Below are 15,166 nucleotides of genomic sequence, written 5' to 3'. Positions count from 1 at the left end.
TTATGGTTTTAGCACATTTACGGTTATAAATGAACTGTTATTGGTATCGTGGTAAATTTTATGTGTAGCTTTTTGAAAATCGCTAGGCTCTGCCTGATAAATATCCATAAATTTTTGTGGATTTCTATCTGCCAATGGGAACCATGAGTTTTGAATTTGGATCATGATTTTGTGGCCTTTTTTAAAAGTATGAGCAACATCAGGTAGAGGATAATTTACTTTGGTTATAGCACCAGGTACAAAAGCTTCTGGTTTTTCGAAACTATTGCGGTACTTGCCACGCATAATTTCGCCACGAATTAACATTTGGTAACCACCCATCATTACACTGTTCGGATTTGGGACAGGATCTGGTTCATTTTCTGGAAAAACATCAATCAGTTTTACTACATAATCGGCATCAGTACCAGTGGTAGAAACAATTAAGTTAGCTAAAACTGGTCCGGTTAAGGTAATGTCTTCTGTTAAAACATCAGTTTGATAAACTTTTACATCTGGTCTACGAGCAGCAAAACGCTGATCATCTACCATATATTCTCTTGTTCTTTTCGCTTGTACGCCATCCTGATAAGGTACTGGATTATTAGGATCGCTTACATATTCATCCCAGCTATCTGTTCTACCCACTTTTTCGAAAGACAATTTACCGTTAGGATGTAAATACAAGTTTCTACTTTCGGTAGCTGCAGGCGGCCAAGTATCAAATTTTTTCCATTGGTTGCTCCCTGTTACAAAAATATTTGCTTCGGCAGGGTTAAAGTTTCCTTCTCCTTTTAAATAATATTTAAAGAAAGGAAGCTCAAAATTTTCTTGATAATAAGTACTTGTGGGCTGATTGAATTTCATGTCGCCAAAAGTTGAACCATCGCCACGTACCCATCCACCATGAAACCACGGGCCTGCAACTAAAATATTATTGGTATTTGGGTTTTGCTTTTCTATTGCTTTGTAGGTTGCGAACGTGCCGTAAGCATCTTCTGCATCAAAAAAGCCGCCAACTACCATAACTGCAGGTTTTACATTGGTTAAGTGAGGTAAAATTGTTCTTGCTCTCCAAAAGGTATCCAAGTTGGGATGTTTAAATAAATCGTTCCAAAATTGAATACTGTCGCCCATGTATTTATCCTTCAAATTTTTTACAGAACCAGCCTCTAAATAAAAACGATAATTATCTTTTATGGGAAATTGAAAAGGTTTTGGTCCTTTATCTGGCGTTGTTGGTTTAGGACGAGGAACGCCGAAAGAGGTCATGAAACTAAAAGCATCCATTAAAAATAAAGCGCCACGATGGTGAAAATCATCGCCAATAAACCAATCGGTTACTGGCGCTTGTGGCGAAACCGCTTTTAAAGCTGGATGCGAATTTGGTAAAGAGGTGGTTGAGTAAAAACCTGGGTAAGAAATGCCAGAAATGCCGGCTTTGCCATTATTGTTTTTAATATTTTTTACCAACCAATCGATAGTATCGTAAGTGTCTGTACTTTCGTCGATTGCATTTTTGCCTTTTTGCGTAGTTTGAGGTCTAATATCTTCAAACTTTCCTTCACTCATCCAACGTCCACGAACATCTTGATAAACAAAAATAAAACCATCCTTCATTAATGCTGGGAAAGTGCCTAAACTCAATTTGTATTTATCTTCGCCATAGGGCGAAACTGTGTAAGGCGTACGCGTAATTAAAAATGGATATTTTTTAGATTGATCTTTTGGTAAGTAGATAGAGGTGAACAATTTCACTCCATCACGCATGGTAATTAAGCGTTCTATTTTTGTGTAGTTGTTGCGTACGTAAGCCGAATCGGTTTCTTGGGCTGATAAGTTTGTGAATAACAGACTACAGCAAAAGAAGAGCAGGAAAAATCTCAATTTTTTCATGAAAATTTGAATAGGTTTTGAAAGCTAAATATAGATAAATGCAGTTCAGGTATCAAATGTTTGCATTTAAGTATCAAGAGTGTGACTTGGTGAGGGGAGGCGGAAGATGAAAAATCTTGTAAGTTCGAGATATTGCAAATCTCGAACTTACAATCTATGCATTTACAATCCATAATTAGCACTTACGATATCTGGAAGTTCATAGCACAATCCTTAGTTAACTAAACGGGATTGAAGCGAAAATCCTTTTTGTTTGTCACGCTGAGCTTTTCGAAGCGTTTTGCCAACATCATCCTTCGACAAGCTCAGGATGACAGGTGTGAATAGCAGTGGCATAAACAAAAAGATTGCAGCAAAAAGCCCGACTTTCGTAACCGATGAAATGCAGTCATTGCTTTACAGATTTTTTTTACAACTAAAATTGGATAACTTATTAATCATTTAGGCCAAACATTACAACTTTCAAACATTACAACTTTCCAACAATAAAACTAATCCGTAACTTAGCCACACAAAAATTTATAAGATATGCAATACGATGTAGTTGTTATAGGCTCGGGCCCGGGCGGATATGTAGGTGCCATTCGCTGTGCACAGTTAGGATTAAAAACAGCAGTGGTAGAAAAATATAAAACTTATGGTGGTACTTGTCTAAATGTAGGCTGTATTCCATCAAAAGCTTTGTTAGATTCTTCTGAGCATTTCCATAACGCGGCTCATACTTTTACAACACACGGTATTAAGCTTAAAGATTTAAAGGTTGATATGCCCCAAATGATTGCCCGTAAAGACGATGTTGTTTCGCAAAATACAGCGGGTATAACCTATCTTTTTAAGAAAAATAAAATTGACACTTTTGAGGGAGTTGGTTCTTTTGAAGATAAAAATACCATCATCGTTACCAAAGCAGATGGAAGTACAGAAAAATTAACCGCTAAAAATGTAATTATTGCTACAGGTTCTAAACCTACTGCTTTACCATTTTTGCCAATCGATAAAAAGCGCATTATTACTTCTACAGAAGCTTTAAACATTAAAGAAGTACCAAAAACAATGGTTGTAATTGGTGGCGGTGTAATTGGTTTAGAGTTAGGTTCGGTTTATGCTCGTTTAGGAACAAAAGTTTCGGTAATTGAGTTTATGCCATCTATAATTGCTACTATGGACGCCAGTTTAGGTAAAGAATTACAACGTGTGCTAAAGAAAAATTTAGGCATGGAATTTTACATGGGGCACAAAGTTACGGGTGCAACTACAAAAGGTAAAACAGTTACGATAACTGCAGATAACGCCAAAGGCGAAGCTGTTTCTTTTGAAGCTGATTATTGCATTGTGGCTGTTGGTAGAACGGCTTACAGTGAAGGTTTAGGCTTAGATAAAATTGGTATTACAGTTGAAGAAAGAGGAAAGAAAATTCCGGTGAATGAGCATTTAGAAACATCTGCTAAAGGTGTTTATGCCATAGGCGATGTAATTACTGGTGCGATGTTAGCACACAAAGCTGAAGATGAAGGTATTTATGTTGCAGAAACTATCGCCGGACAAAAACCACACATCAATTACAACTTAATACCAGGTGTAGTTTACACTTGGCCAGAGGTTGCTTCTGTTGGTCAAACTGAGGAGCAATTAAAAACAGCAGGTGTTAAATACAAAGCTGGTTCTTTCCCGTTTAAAGCGAGTGGTAGGGCAAAAGCAAGTATGGATACCGATGGTTTTGTAAAAGTTTTGGCTGATGAGAAAACGGATGAAATTTTAGGTATACACATGATTGGGCCACGTGCGGCAGATATGATAGCGGAAGCTGTTGTAGCCATGGAGTTCCGTGCATCGGCAGAAGATATTGCAAGAATTTGCCATGCTCATCCAACTTATACCGAGGCTTTAAAAGAAGCGGCTATGGCGGCAACTGAAAATAGAGCGATACATATTTAACCCCCAACCCCTAAAGGAGAGTCGGAAAAGACCGAAAGTTGGGAAAGTCTGAAAAATATGAATAACACAAAAAGCCAGCAAGCAATTGCTGGCTTTTTTGATTTTACCATATAAGCCATTTAAGAAAATATAAGTTATGCCTTAAATGAACTTATATTTCTTAAATGGTTAAAAAAAAATTGATTAGCAGTTAATACTTAGAGATATAATTACCATAAAAGGCGTTAGTGCTATCAATAGGTGTCTCACCTACCGAAATAGATCTGACAAGTTGTGAAGGCTAGGGTAAGTTAGATTAGCTGATCAATTTCTCTCTGCCGTGGCGGAGAGAAATGGCGGTCAGAGTTCTTCAAAATTATTACAAAACTTTAAAGGTGTTATTTGTTAATTTAACTTAGCAAAAGCCGATACATGAAGAAAGCCATTTTTACTCTTACATTAATTTCTATCCTTTACACTGCTTGCATTCCGCTAAGGTCTATTAAATATCTAGTTCCAGATTCACGAGATAGTGCAATTTTTAAAAACCAAACTATCCAAAAATCAGCAAATCCGTTTTACTTTAAGCCTTATCAGCAAAATCCGGTATACGCATCATTAAAAGAAAAGTTAGATACTTCGCTTATTGATACCAAAACAAGTGCATTTATTGTCATCAAAAATGATAGTATCATCTATCAATACCTCTCAGACGATACAAATTTACAAGCTAAGCAACCCAGTTTTTCTATTTCCAAATCTTTTGTAGGTACTTTAATAGGCATTGCTGTAGATCGTGGTCAGATAAAATCGACTAATGATTTGGTGATTAAATACCTACCCGAGTTGGCGAAAAACGACGAACGTTTCAATCGATTAACTATTCAACATGTATTGGATATGAGAAGTGGTTTTGATTTTAACGAACGTTCATTAAATCCGTTTTCTAAAATTGTAAGGAGCTATTACGGTGCCGATTTAAAGAAAATGGTAAGTAAGCTTAAAATGAAAAATGAGCCTAATGCTGTGTTCGAGTATCAAAGTTTAAATACGCAAATTTTGGGTATGATATTAGAAAAAGTAACGGGAAAAACTTTAGATATTTTGTTGCAAGAAAACCTTTGGCAGCCTTTGGGTGCAGAAAGCGATGCCTTATGGAGTGTAGATAAAGAAGGGAATATTAAATCTTTTTGTTGTATAAATGCCACCGCTTTAGATTATGCCAAATTGGGGCGATTATACCTAAACAATGGCAATTGGCAAGGCAAACAAATTATCTCTAAAAAATGGATAGATGCTACAACTCATCCAGATACACTGGCTAACAAACGCTACAAAAATCAATTTTGGGCTACAAGAGATTTTAAATTTTTTCCAGATTCGCTAAGTGCAATTAAACAGTTAGAAAAAGAACATTTGGGTTATCCTGTAGAGCGTAACAACGATGGCAGATATTTCTACGCTAAAAAAGTTTACGATTATAAAGCTCAGGGCATGTTTCATCAATCTGTTTACGTAAATCCACAAAACAAGGTAATTATTGTTAGGTTGGGTGGCCGACAAGAGAAACTCAATTTTCATGGCTTTGTGCAAGAAATAGGAAGATCTATACGCAAATAGTAAAAAATTAAAATCATTTCATTTCAAATGCCGAAATTTGCAAAATATCTATCAATTCTTAAATGTCAGAAGCTATAACTCAGATCAGTTCCGATCAACCAATCACTCCTTACAGTAGAGAACGAGTGCGTTTTGCCATCTCCCTTTTCTACTTTGGCCAAGGTGTGGTTTTTGCATCGTGGGCTAGTCGTATACCCGATTTAAAATCTACCTTACAGCTTTCTGATGCAGCATTAGGAAGTATTCTATTAGCCTTGCCGCTTGGTCAGCTGCTAACAATGCCTATATCTGGTAGGTTAACCACTATTTTTGGCAGCAGAAGAATGTTAACAATCGGAGCGCCATTGTATGCTTTATCGTTAATATTATTAGGTTTAGCAACGGTGGGTTGGCAACTGGCAATATTTTTATTCCTTTTAGGTATAAGTGGTAATATTTGTAACATAGCCTTAAATACACAAGGCGTTGCCGGCGAAACATATTATGGCAAACCCATCATGACATCCTTTCATGGCGCCTGGAGTGTTGGTGGTTTTACAGGTGCATTACTTGGTTTAGTCATGATGAACTTTCACCTCACACCATTTATTCATTTTTGTATTATTGCGGCAATAGTTTGGCTGCACATCATTATCAATTACCGCTTTTTATTGCCAGGTCAAAAATCTAGCTCTACCAATAAACCTAAATTATTTACCAAGCCGCAAGGTGTTTTGGTGCAGTTGGGTATCATCGGGTTTTGCAGCATGGCAACAGAAGGCGCTATGTTTGATTGGAGTGGTGTTTACTTTAAAGAGATTGTTAAAGCACCGCAATCACTCGTAATTTTAGGTTATACCTCATTTATGATCATGATGGCAACTGGTAGGTTTTTGGGCGACAAAATAATAACGAAGTATGGCAGAAAAAGGTCTTTGCAAGTAAGTGGTATAATTATTACTACAGGAATGTTTACTGCTGTTCTTTTTCCTTACTTAATCCCTTCTGTGATAGGTTTTATGTTGGTCGGTATTGGCGTTTCGGGTATAGTACCAATGGTTTACAGCATTGCAGGTACAAACACCAAAGTTTCGCCGGGTATAGCTTTGGCTATGGTTTCTGGTGTTAGTTACTTTGGTTTTTTAATGGGCCCACCGTTAATTGGTTACATTTCCGAATTATCTAGTCTGCGCTATTCATATGCTTTTATTGGCTGTTTTGGTTTGCTCATTACGTTTATTGTAGCGAAGATTAGTGCGATAAGATAGCATCGGGTACTTAGCATGAAGTATCAAGAAAGATCGATTTAATTGAAAAAGAGTGGTAGTGGTTTTTGGCTAATGCAGTCCCGTTTTTCTTTACAATATTTTTGTTTACCGTCATTTCGAGCGCAGAGAGAAATCTGCAAGTTCAGTTGTTGATTGAAACAGATATCTCATTCGTTCCTCATTTCGATATGACGGCAAAACGAGAAAAAAAAATATTTTCACTTCAACCGGGTTTATATTACAAAGGCTGTGGTGCTTGGCTCATCAAAATAAATGCCCCAAACTTACTTGTTCTCAAAGTCTCTGATAATTAGCTTTAATCTGTTAATTCTTTTTTGCCAAATACCATTAAGAGATAAAAGCTGTAAGCAGAAAATAGTTATTATTAACACCAAAGGCATCCACTCATTTTCAGTAATTTCTAAACCATAGGTAAAAAAGATGATGATACTTATTCCGAAAAATGTTTTACAGATTAAATTCTCTAACCGGTAGCTTTTTAGTTTATTAATTAGATTAAGCAGGTCATTATAGAGATTAATGCTACTTCTAAATTTGGCTTGAATGAGATAACCTCTATATCCATTTATAAGCTGAATTATGATAGCTATAATAATCATCAGGTTTACAGCAATGGGCTTATTTGCACCATCAAACATGCTGAAATAGCAAAACAAAAATGCACTAAACCCAAAAAATTCAATGATGAGTTGCTTTTTTATAGCGCTTAGAATTGGATTACTTGACTTTTTTAAGAGTTGATTAAGTTCTTGCTTGCTTTTTGCGGTATTTGGTAATGCTCTCCATAAACTTTTTAAATCATCATTTTCCATTGCTTAATATTTTATGTAGTTTGTTTTTAATTCGGTTAAGTTTTACAGCAATATTGTTTTCGCTAATGCCAATTATTGATGCAATTTCAGCATAGCTTAAATCTTCTAAATAGAGTGTAATGATGGCTCTCTCGCCCTCATTTAATTGCTTAATGGCATAAATTAAATGCTGCTTTTGGTTGTGCTGTTCTTCATTACTAAATACCTTTTCGTCTGGTAGTTCGGCAACAAAATTGATTTGAGGTTTTTTCTTTCTAAAAGAACTTATGGCTGTATTTAATGCAATTCGATAGAGCCAAGTACTAAATTTAGCTTCGCCCCTAAAAGAAGGGTAACCTTTATAGGCGTGATAAGTAATCTCTTGAAATAGATCTTCGTAATCTTCTTTAAAATCACAATATATGCTACAAACCTTGCCAATAATACCTTGATTAGCATTTAGTAATTGTAAAAATGTGGCTTCACTCATTAATTTTGCTTTGCATTTTTTAATGTTTCGATTTTTTGATCTAAAACTTTTAAGCTATCTAAAATTACGATTTGCTTCTTGTTCAGTAGCTCAATCTTTTCGGCAAGTTCACTATCTCGTAGTTGTGCTCTTCCATCTGGCGATGACTTTTTGTTGCAGCCAAACATCAAAGTAACTAATGCTAATGCTAAAATTGTGATTTTAATTTTCATAATTATAATTGTTTTAAAGCATTAGTAGCATTCTGTAATAAAAACTTACACTTGCTCATAAAAAACTTTGATAGCTGCAAAAGCCGAGGTTAACTAAACGGGATTGTATCGAAAATACTTTTTGAGTGTCACGCTGAGCCTGTCGAAGCTTTTTGCAAAAATGCTCCTTCGACAAGCTCGGGATTGATGAGTGAATAGTAGTACCGATAACAAAAAGATTGCAGCAGAAAGCCCGACTATTTTTGACAGGAGCGAATGAATTTGCTTTTCGAAAAATATTTTGTTAATTATTAAAGCATTACGATTGCCAGTGGAGCTGGAAATGACGCAAAAAATAACGCTCAAAAAAAATCCCGATAGTTTTTAGCTATCGGGATTGGTTTTCATTATTTCGTGTGTAAATTATTCTGATTTTTTCGATTGTTCAGCAAAAACATCAACTGGTTCTGGTTTTTTCTTGAACCAACCTTTAATTAATTTAGAATTTACATCGCCTAATAAATACATACAAGGCACTAAAATTAAAGTAAGGAAAGTTGCAAAAGCCAAACCGAAAATCATTGTCCATGATAAAGGCCCCCAAAAAGCAACGTTATCGCCACCAAAATATAAATGCGGATTAAACTCTGTAAATAGAGTGGTAAAATCCATATTTAAGCCGACTGCTAACGGAATTAAACCTAGCATTGTTGCGGTTGCGGTTAATAATACTGGTGTCATACGCGTACGGCCGGCTTCAATTACAGCTTCTTTAACTGGCATGCCTTCTTCAATTAGTAAATCGGTAAACTCTACCAATAAAATACCATTTCTAACCACAATACCTGCTAATGCCACAATACCAATACCACTCATTACAACAGACATTTCCATTCTAAAAATGGTAATCCCTAAAATAACTCCGATAATACTGAATAAGATTTCACTTAAAATAATCATCGGTTTACTGATAGAGTTAAATTGCGTAACTAAAATGATCAAAATTAAACCTAAAGCGATTAACATTGCTTTACCTAAAAATGCTGCGGTTTCTAACTGCTCTTCTTGCTCACCAGCCATTTTCACTTCAACACCGGTTGGCACTTTAAACTCATTAATTTCACTCTGTATTTTGCCAACAACTTCATTAGGGTTAGCATCGGCTAATACGTTAGAAGATAAAATGATAATGCGTTTCTCTTGTTTACGTTTAATACCGCCATAAGTGTTCACATAATCTACCGTACCGAAAGAAGATAAAGGAACTTGACGAATAATCCCGCCCATACCCATATCGCGGTAAGTCATTTTCATATTTCTTAACGCATCAAGGTTATTTCTTTGGTTTTCTTGAGACCTTAAAGTGATATCATAATCTTCATCAACGTCTCTAAATTTAGAAATCTCTTTACCAAAAATAGCAGTACGTAAATCGCCACCAATTTGACCAGAAGAAATGCCTTCTCTATTGGCACGCTCTCTATCTAGGTTAAAAACAATCTCTGGCTTATTATTTAAAAAGTCAGATTTTAACTCTTCAATACCATAAATTCGTTTGCTTACGATAAATTTCTTCAATTTTTCTGAAGTTTTAACCAAAGAATCTAAGTTGTCGCCAGTAATTTCTATACTAATTGGCTTAGCAGTTGGTGGGCCACCTTGTTCTTTAGCCACAGTAATTTCTGCACCTGGTATCCCTTTTACTGCTTCTCTAATTTTACTTAAATAAGTTGAAGTTTCTGGTCCGGTTCTTTTGCCAAACTCTACAAAAGCTACCGTAATCTTTCCTTTGTTAGGATATTCACCTTGATCCTCATCTTGTGGATCAGTAACACCAACAGTTACGTTAGAAATGATAGAAGACACATCTTTATTGTCTTTTCCACCAACAACTTCAGTTACTTTTTTCTCTAATTTTTTAACAACCTCATTGGTATAAGCTTGGTCGGTACCAATTGGTAAGTTTAAATAAACATAAATAAAGTTAGGATCTCCTTCTGGGAAGAAAACAACCTTTGGAGGAACTACGTACATCAATCCAAAAGAAAAGAATAACAAACCTAAAGTTCCAAAAAGCATCGCCCTTGGCCAATTTAAAGCCTTAGTTAATAACCTTGCATAACTAGCCTGAAAACGTGGCCATAAATTATTTTGGAAATTTTTAACTGCATTTTCTAGGTAAAAATGATTTAATAAATAAAGTAAAATTAATAGTACTACAAAGTTTCCTAAACCAAATGACATCAGGTAAGCTAGTAGTGCTATACCCGCCATAATTAATACCGTTTTCTTAACTTTTCTATCAAACTTAGGCTTATGCGTTTCATGGTCTTCAATTTCCATAAAATCTACCGCAAAAACTGGGTTGATGATATAAGCTACCACTAAAGACGCTAATAAAGTGATAATTAGTGTTACAGGCAAAAAGAACATAAACTCACCAATAATACCTGGCCAAAAAAGCAAAGGAACAAAAGGAGCGAGGGTAGTTAAAGTACCAGAAAGTACTGGCATGAACACTTCGCCAGCTGCCGCTTTAGCTGCTTTCACAATTGGCACTTTACCATTGTTAAATATACGGTGCGTGTTTTCAATTACCACGATGGCATCATCAACCACAATACCCAAACCTAAAAGGAAAGAGAAGAGTACGATCATGTTCATGGTAAAACTAAAGCCAAATAAACTGCCTAAAGCTGGCATGGTTATAAAGGCAATAAACATTGATAATGGTACAGAGAGGGCCACAAACAATGCATTTTTAACGCCCATAAAAAACATTAAAATGATGGTTACCAAAATAAAACCAATAATAATAGTGTTAATTAAATCGTGTAATGTAACACGTGTTTGGTCAGATTGATCTCCAGTAACCTTTATTTCTAAGTTTTTTGGTAAAGACGAGCCTTTCATCTCTTTAATTAAAGCATTGATTTTATCAGATGCTTCAATTAAGTTTTCGCCACTACGTTTTTTAACATTTAGCGTAATTACGTTTTTGCCATATAAACTGGCGTAACTGTTTTGTTCCTTAAAACTATCTTTAACCTCTGCAATATCTCTCAAATAAACTGAAGAGCCAGTAGGGGTTTTGATAATTAAATCTGCAATTTGCTGCGCATTGGTAAATTCTTTTTTAACATTTAAAGTTCTTTTTATGCCATCCATTGCTACATCACCGCCAGAAATCGTCATATTTTCATACTTAACAGAATTTTGAATGTCTGTAAATGAAATTTTTGCGGCTTCCATTTTATTCAAATCAACATTAATCTGAATTTCTTGTTCTAATGCACCAACAATATCAACCCCAGAAATTTCCTTAAAGCTCTCAATTCTATCCTGTAAATCTTCGGCATATTTTTTTAAGCTTTTAAGATCGTAATCTCCCGATAAGTTAATGTACATAATTGGCAAATCGGCCAAATTGATGTCAGAAACTTTTGGATCATTAGGTAAATCATTAGGTAAATCGCCTTTAGCCTCATCTACTGCATCTTTTACCCTTTGTTTAGCTTCTGCTATTTCAATATTGGTATTAAATTCGGCAACAATTACCGAAAAGTTTTGGTAAGAGTTTGAAGTAACCTTTTTTAAACCTTTGGTAGATTTTAATTTTTTCTCAATCTGTTTGGTAACTAAGGTTTCCATATTAGCCGGCGAGGTGCCCGGATAAGCGGTTTGCACAAATATTTTTGGTACCAAAACCTCCGGAAAATTTTCTTTTGGTAAGCCTTGGTAGCCCAAGTAACCCATAATGGTAATGATAACAGTAAGCACATAAATTGCCGTTTTGTTATCAATAGCCCAACTCGAGGGTGCAAATTCTTTTTTAAAATCGTCTTTCATCTATTTTAAGATTAAGCGTGTATGTAAATGGTTATATTTTAGAATTTAACAGCGTCATCTGCGTTTAAATTCTGTGCACCTGCGGTAATTAGTTTATCACCAACTTTTAATCCTGATAAAACTTCTACTTTACCTTCGTAAGATTTACCAGTTTTAATATCAACTTTTTTAGCAATACCGTTTGTAGCTATGTAAACAAAATCTCCACTTTCAGATTTTTGCACAGCCGATATAGGGATAACTAGAGCTTTTGGGTTTTGATAATCAACAATTTTTAATACCGCTAACATATTTGGGCGATATTTTTTGTTAGATGGCAAGTTAATTTGTACTTCGAAACTTCTAGATGCTGGATCGATAGTTTTTGATGCGAAATTGATTTTAGTTGTCAAGCTATCTGGAACATCAGGAAAAACAACATTTACCTGATCACCTTGGTTTACTCTGCCTGCATAAGTTTCTGCAACTTGTGCTTTCGCTTTTAAATTACTAGCATTCACAATTCTAATTCCTGAAGTTCCAGGAGCAACCGATTGACCAACTTTTAAGTCCATCGCATCTATAGTTCCGCTGATTGGTGCTTTAATTTTATACATTGCAATTTGAGAACGTAAAGTTGCTATTCTATTTTCTGCAGCTTCTTTTTGAGTTTTTGCATTGATAAATTGCACTTCGGTACCAATTTTTTGATCCCAAAGATTTTTTTGTCTGTTGTATAAACTTGTAGCTAGAGTTAATTGTGTTTGCAATTCGGCTATGTTTTGTCTCAAAACTTTATCATCTATTTGAGCTAAAACTTGACCTTTACCAACATTCTGACCAATTTTTGCATACACAGCAGTCACTACGCCTTGTGCTTCTGGATTAACTTGAATATTTTCTTCTGCGTCAATTTTACCTTGAACTTCTAAGTAATTTTTAAAATTAGATTCAGCTACATCTATCACATCAACATCTTTGGCAACAGCTTTTGTAGTATCACTTGCACCTACTTTAGTTTCTAAGTCTGCAATTTTCGCATCTAATTCAGTGCGTTGTTTTTTAAGATCTGCTAATTCTGCTTTAGGATCTTTTTTATTGCCACATGCTGCTAAAAATGCAATGGCCATGATGAATAATATTCTTTTCATTATATGTTGTTTTTTTGAGGTTAGTAAGTAATGTTTCCTAAAGCTTGATCTAGATTTACTTTGTTAATCAGCATATCATATAAAGCGGTGATATAATTGTTTTGAGCTTCTTTCAACGAAGTTTCTGCAGTGGTTACTTCCAAACTAGAACCCACACCTTGGTCGTACTTAATTTTGGTAACTCTTAACACTTCTTTAGCCAAATCCATATTTCTTTGTTGGTTTTCTAAAGATTTTTGTCCGTTTAAATAAATAGTTTGAGCCTGAGAAACTTCAAGGTTAATTGCATTCTCTAAGTTTACAATCACATTATCAGTTTTAAGCGATTCTAATTTCGCATTGCGAAGATCATATAATTTTTGTCCGCCAGAAATTATTGGTACTGAAAGCCTTAAGCCAACAACTGTAGTTGGGAAACGTCTATCGTATAAGTTTCTAAAATTATCATTCTGAAAATTTGCAGAAGTACTACCAAAAGCAGCTAAACTAGGTAAAAACAAGCTTTTATAACGTTTTACATCTAGCTCATTTAATTTCTTTTGCGTTTGTAAAAGGGAATATTCAATACGCTTATTAAACACGTCACCATTAGCTAATATTTGGGTTTGATCAATTTTAACATCGCTGATTTTGTCTTTTAAAGTTAGCATGCTACCAACTGTCATTCCCATCTGAAATTTCAATAGATTAACATTTAATGCCAATAACCTAATTACATTTTCACGTTCGGTAGTTAAGTTGTTATTTAGTACAGTTAAACGATCAACGTCAATTTTTTCTACAAAACCGTTTTTAAACATTTGTTCTGTATCATTTAATGATTTTTTTAAGCGTTCTAAGTTGGCATCTATTAAAGCAAGTTGCTCATTACTAACCAATACCGAATAATAAGCTTTAGTTACCGCAACTGTAGTTTCAATTCTGTTTCTTCCTGTATTTTTTACAGATAGCTCTTTATAAGTTCTTGATGCCTTTAAGCCAACTAAATAACTGCCATCAAACAAAAGCTGACTAGCTTCTAAACCAACAGCTGAGTTGTACTTAACGCCAAATTTAACAGGTACAAATGTGCCAGGTGCGCCAAAAAAATCTCCGGGCAATAAACTGGTTGGAACCGTTAAAAAATCTTGAAAGCTAGCATTTGCACTAACTTGTGGTAAGCCGATGCCAATTGTTTTTTTAACAGTATTAATAGCAATTTGCTCATCAATTTTTGCATTTAAAATGCTTACCTGATGATTTTGTGCATAAGCAATAGCCTCTTGCAGGCTAAAGTTTGCAGTGGTGTCTTTTTGTTGCGCTATTGCCGGAAAAGCCGAGCTCAATACAAAAAGTAAGAGGTAAAGTTTATGTTTCATATATTAGGGTTGCGTAATTTGCTGTTGTTTGTATTTTGCAATTAAATCTAAACCATTGTGGTTACAAATGCCATATAAAAAGTGTTCTGTAATTTCTGCCATCACCTGCGCTAAGTTGTACTTGTTCATGTTGTATTGGCCATGCTGATTGAAAATTAAGTCTACTTGATCTAATCTCATTTGGGTAATGATTTCTGTATTTAACTCTGCTCTGTAAACACCTTCGCTAATTCCTCGCTCTAGGTTTACCATAATGCATTTGCCCAAGTTTTGCTCTTTAAATTCTTTAAAGGTTAGCCAAGCTTTTGGATGATATTTTTGCAAATCGTAAAAAAGTATCGCATTCATGCTCGATAACATTTCATGAATATTTACAATTACAAAAAAGATTTCCTGCACTGCATTTTCAGCATTTTTAGCGCAAAAATCCATTGTGCATTCTTGGTTGTTCAGTTTCTCATTAATTAAAATAGTAACCAACTCATCCTTATCACTAAAATGTTGATAGATCGTTTTCTTAGACATGCCCAAATGTTTGGCAATGTCATCCATGGTTACACTTTTAAAGCCATATTGGCAAAAAAGTTTATCCGCCTCTTCAACAATGTATTCTTTTACTTCCAATTTTGCTCCTTAAATAAAATGAGAAGAACTAGCTCCAAAGTTTTTTAATCAAAACT

The 15,166-nt window shown here is 35.0% G+C and carries 11 protein-coding genes; 3 read left to right on the top strand and 8 right to left on the bottom strand.

Annotation, left to right across the window (positions count from 1 at the left end):
• Positions 1 to 1,875, bottom strand: a complete 1,875-nt coding sequence (locus tag AC07XU_RS02135; protein WP_494941970.1) for a CocE/NonD family hydrolase — start codon at positions 1,873 to 1,875, stop codon at positions 1 to 3.
• 528 nt (positions 1,876 to 2,403) lie between these two features.
• Here AC07XU_RS02135 and lpdA point away from each other — a divergent pair.
• From lpdA to AC07XU_RS02120, 3 genes are all read left to right on the top strand, one after another.
• On the top strand, positions 2,404 to 3,810 hold the full coding sequence (gene lpdA, locus AC07XU_RS02130) for a dihydrolipoyl dehydrogenase (protein ID WP_494941969.1): 1,407 nt from the start codon (positions 2,404 to 2,406) through the stop codon (positions 3,808 to 3,810).
• Between the two features lie 411 nt (positions 3,811 to 4,221).
• On the top strand, positions 4,222 to 5,409 hold the full coding sequence (locus AC07XU_RS02125; protein ID WP_494941968.1) for a serine hydrolase domain-containing protein: 1,188 nt from the start codon (positions 4,222 to 4,224) through the stop codon (positions 5,407 to 5,409).
• 62 nt (positions 5,410 to 5,471) lie between these two features.
• Positions 5,472 to 6,656, top strand: a complete 1,185-nt coding sequence (locus AC07XU_RS02120) for an MFS transporter (protein ID WP_494941967.1) — start codon at positions 5,472 to 5,474, stop codon at positions 6,654 to 6,656.
• Positions 6,657 to 6,940: 284 nt separating this feature from the next.
• Here AC07XU_RS02120 and AC07XU_RS02115 read toward each other — a convergent pair whose 3' ends face one another.
• The 7 genes from AC07XU_RS02115 to AC07XU_RS02085 form a co-directional block, all read right to left on the bottom strand.
• Positions 6,941 to 7,489, bottom strand: coding sequence for a hypothetical protein (locus AC07XU_RS02115; RefSeq protein ID WP_494941966.1), 549 nt, complete (start codon positions 7,487 to 7,489; stop codon positions 6,941 to 6,943).
• Positions 7,479 to 7,958, bottom strand: a complete 480-nt coding sequence (locus AC07XU_RS02110; RefSeq protein WP_494941965.1) for an RNA polymerase sigma factor — start codon at positions 7,956 to 7,958, stop codon at positions 7,479 to 7,481. Before AC07XU_RS02110 ends, AC07XU_RS02115 begins: the two co-directional genes overlap by 11 nt.
• Positions 7,958 to 8,170 carry a hypothetical protein gene (locus tag AC07XU_RS02105; protein WP_494941964.1) on the bottom strand — a complete coding sequence of 71 codons (213 nt, stop codon included), beginning with the start codon at positions 8,168 to 8,170 and terminating at the stop codon, positions 7,958 to 7,960. Before AC07XU_RS02105 ends, AC07XU_RS02110 begins: the two co-directional genes overlap by 1 nt.
• Before the next feature lie 402 nt (positions 8,171 to 8,572).
• Positions 8,573 to 11,998 carry an efflux RND transporter permease subunit gene (locus AC07XU_RS02100; protein ID WP_494941963.1) on the bottom strand — a complete coding sequence of 1,142 codons (3,426 nt, stop codon included), beginning with the start codon at positions 11,996 to 11,998 and terminating at the stop codon, positions 8,573 to 8,575.
• 38 nt (positions 11,999 to 12,036) lie between these two features.
• Complete coding sequence (locus AC07XU_RS02095; protein WP_494941962.1) at positions 12,037 to 13,128, bottom strand: efflux RND transporter periplasmic adaptor subunit; 1,092 nt, start codon at positions 13,126 to 13,128, stop codon at positions 12,037 to 12,039.
• A gap of 20 nt (positions 13,129 to 13,148) precedes the next feature.
• Positions 13,149 to 14,486 carry a TolC family protein gene (locus tag AC07XU_RS02090; protein WP_494941961.1) on the bottom strand — a complete coding sequence of 446 codons (1,338 nt, stop codon included), beginning with the start codon at positions 14,484 to 14,486 and terminating at the stop codon, positions 13,149 to 13,151.
• Between the two features lie 3 nt (positions 14,487 to 14,489).
• Positions 14,490 to 15,110, bottom strand: a complete 621-nt coding sequence (locus tag AC07XU_RS02085; protein ID WP_494941960.1) for a TetR/AcrR family transcriptional regulator — start codon at positions 15,108 to 15,110, stop codon at positions 14,490 to 14,492.
• Positions 15,111 to 15,166 lie beyond the last annotated feature (56 nt).

It is taken from the genome of Pedobacter sp. GW456-11-11-14-TSB4, assembly GCF_059424425.1.
The sequence above is the reverse complement of the archived record's forward strand: the minus strand, read 5'-3'. Positions and strand labels throughout refer to the sequence as shown.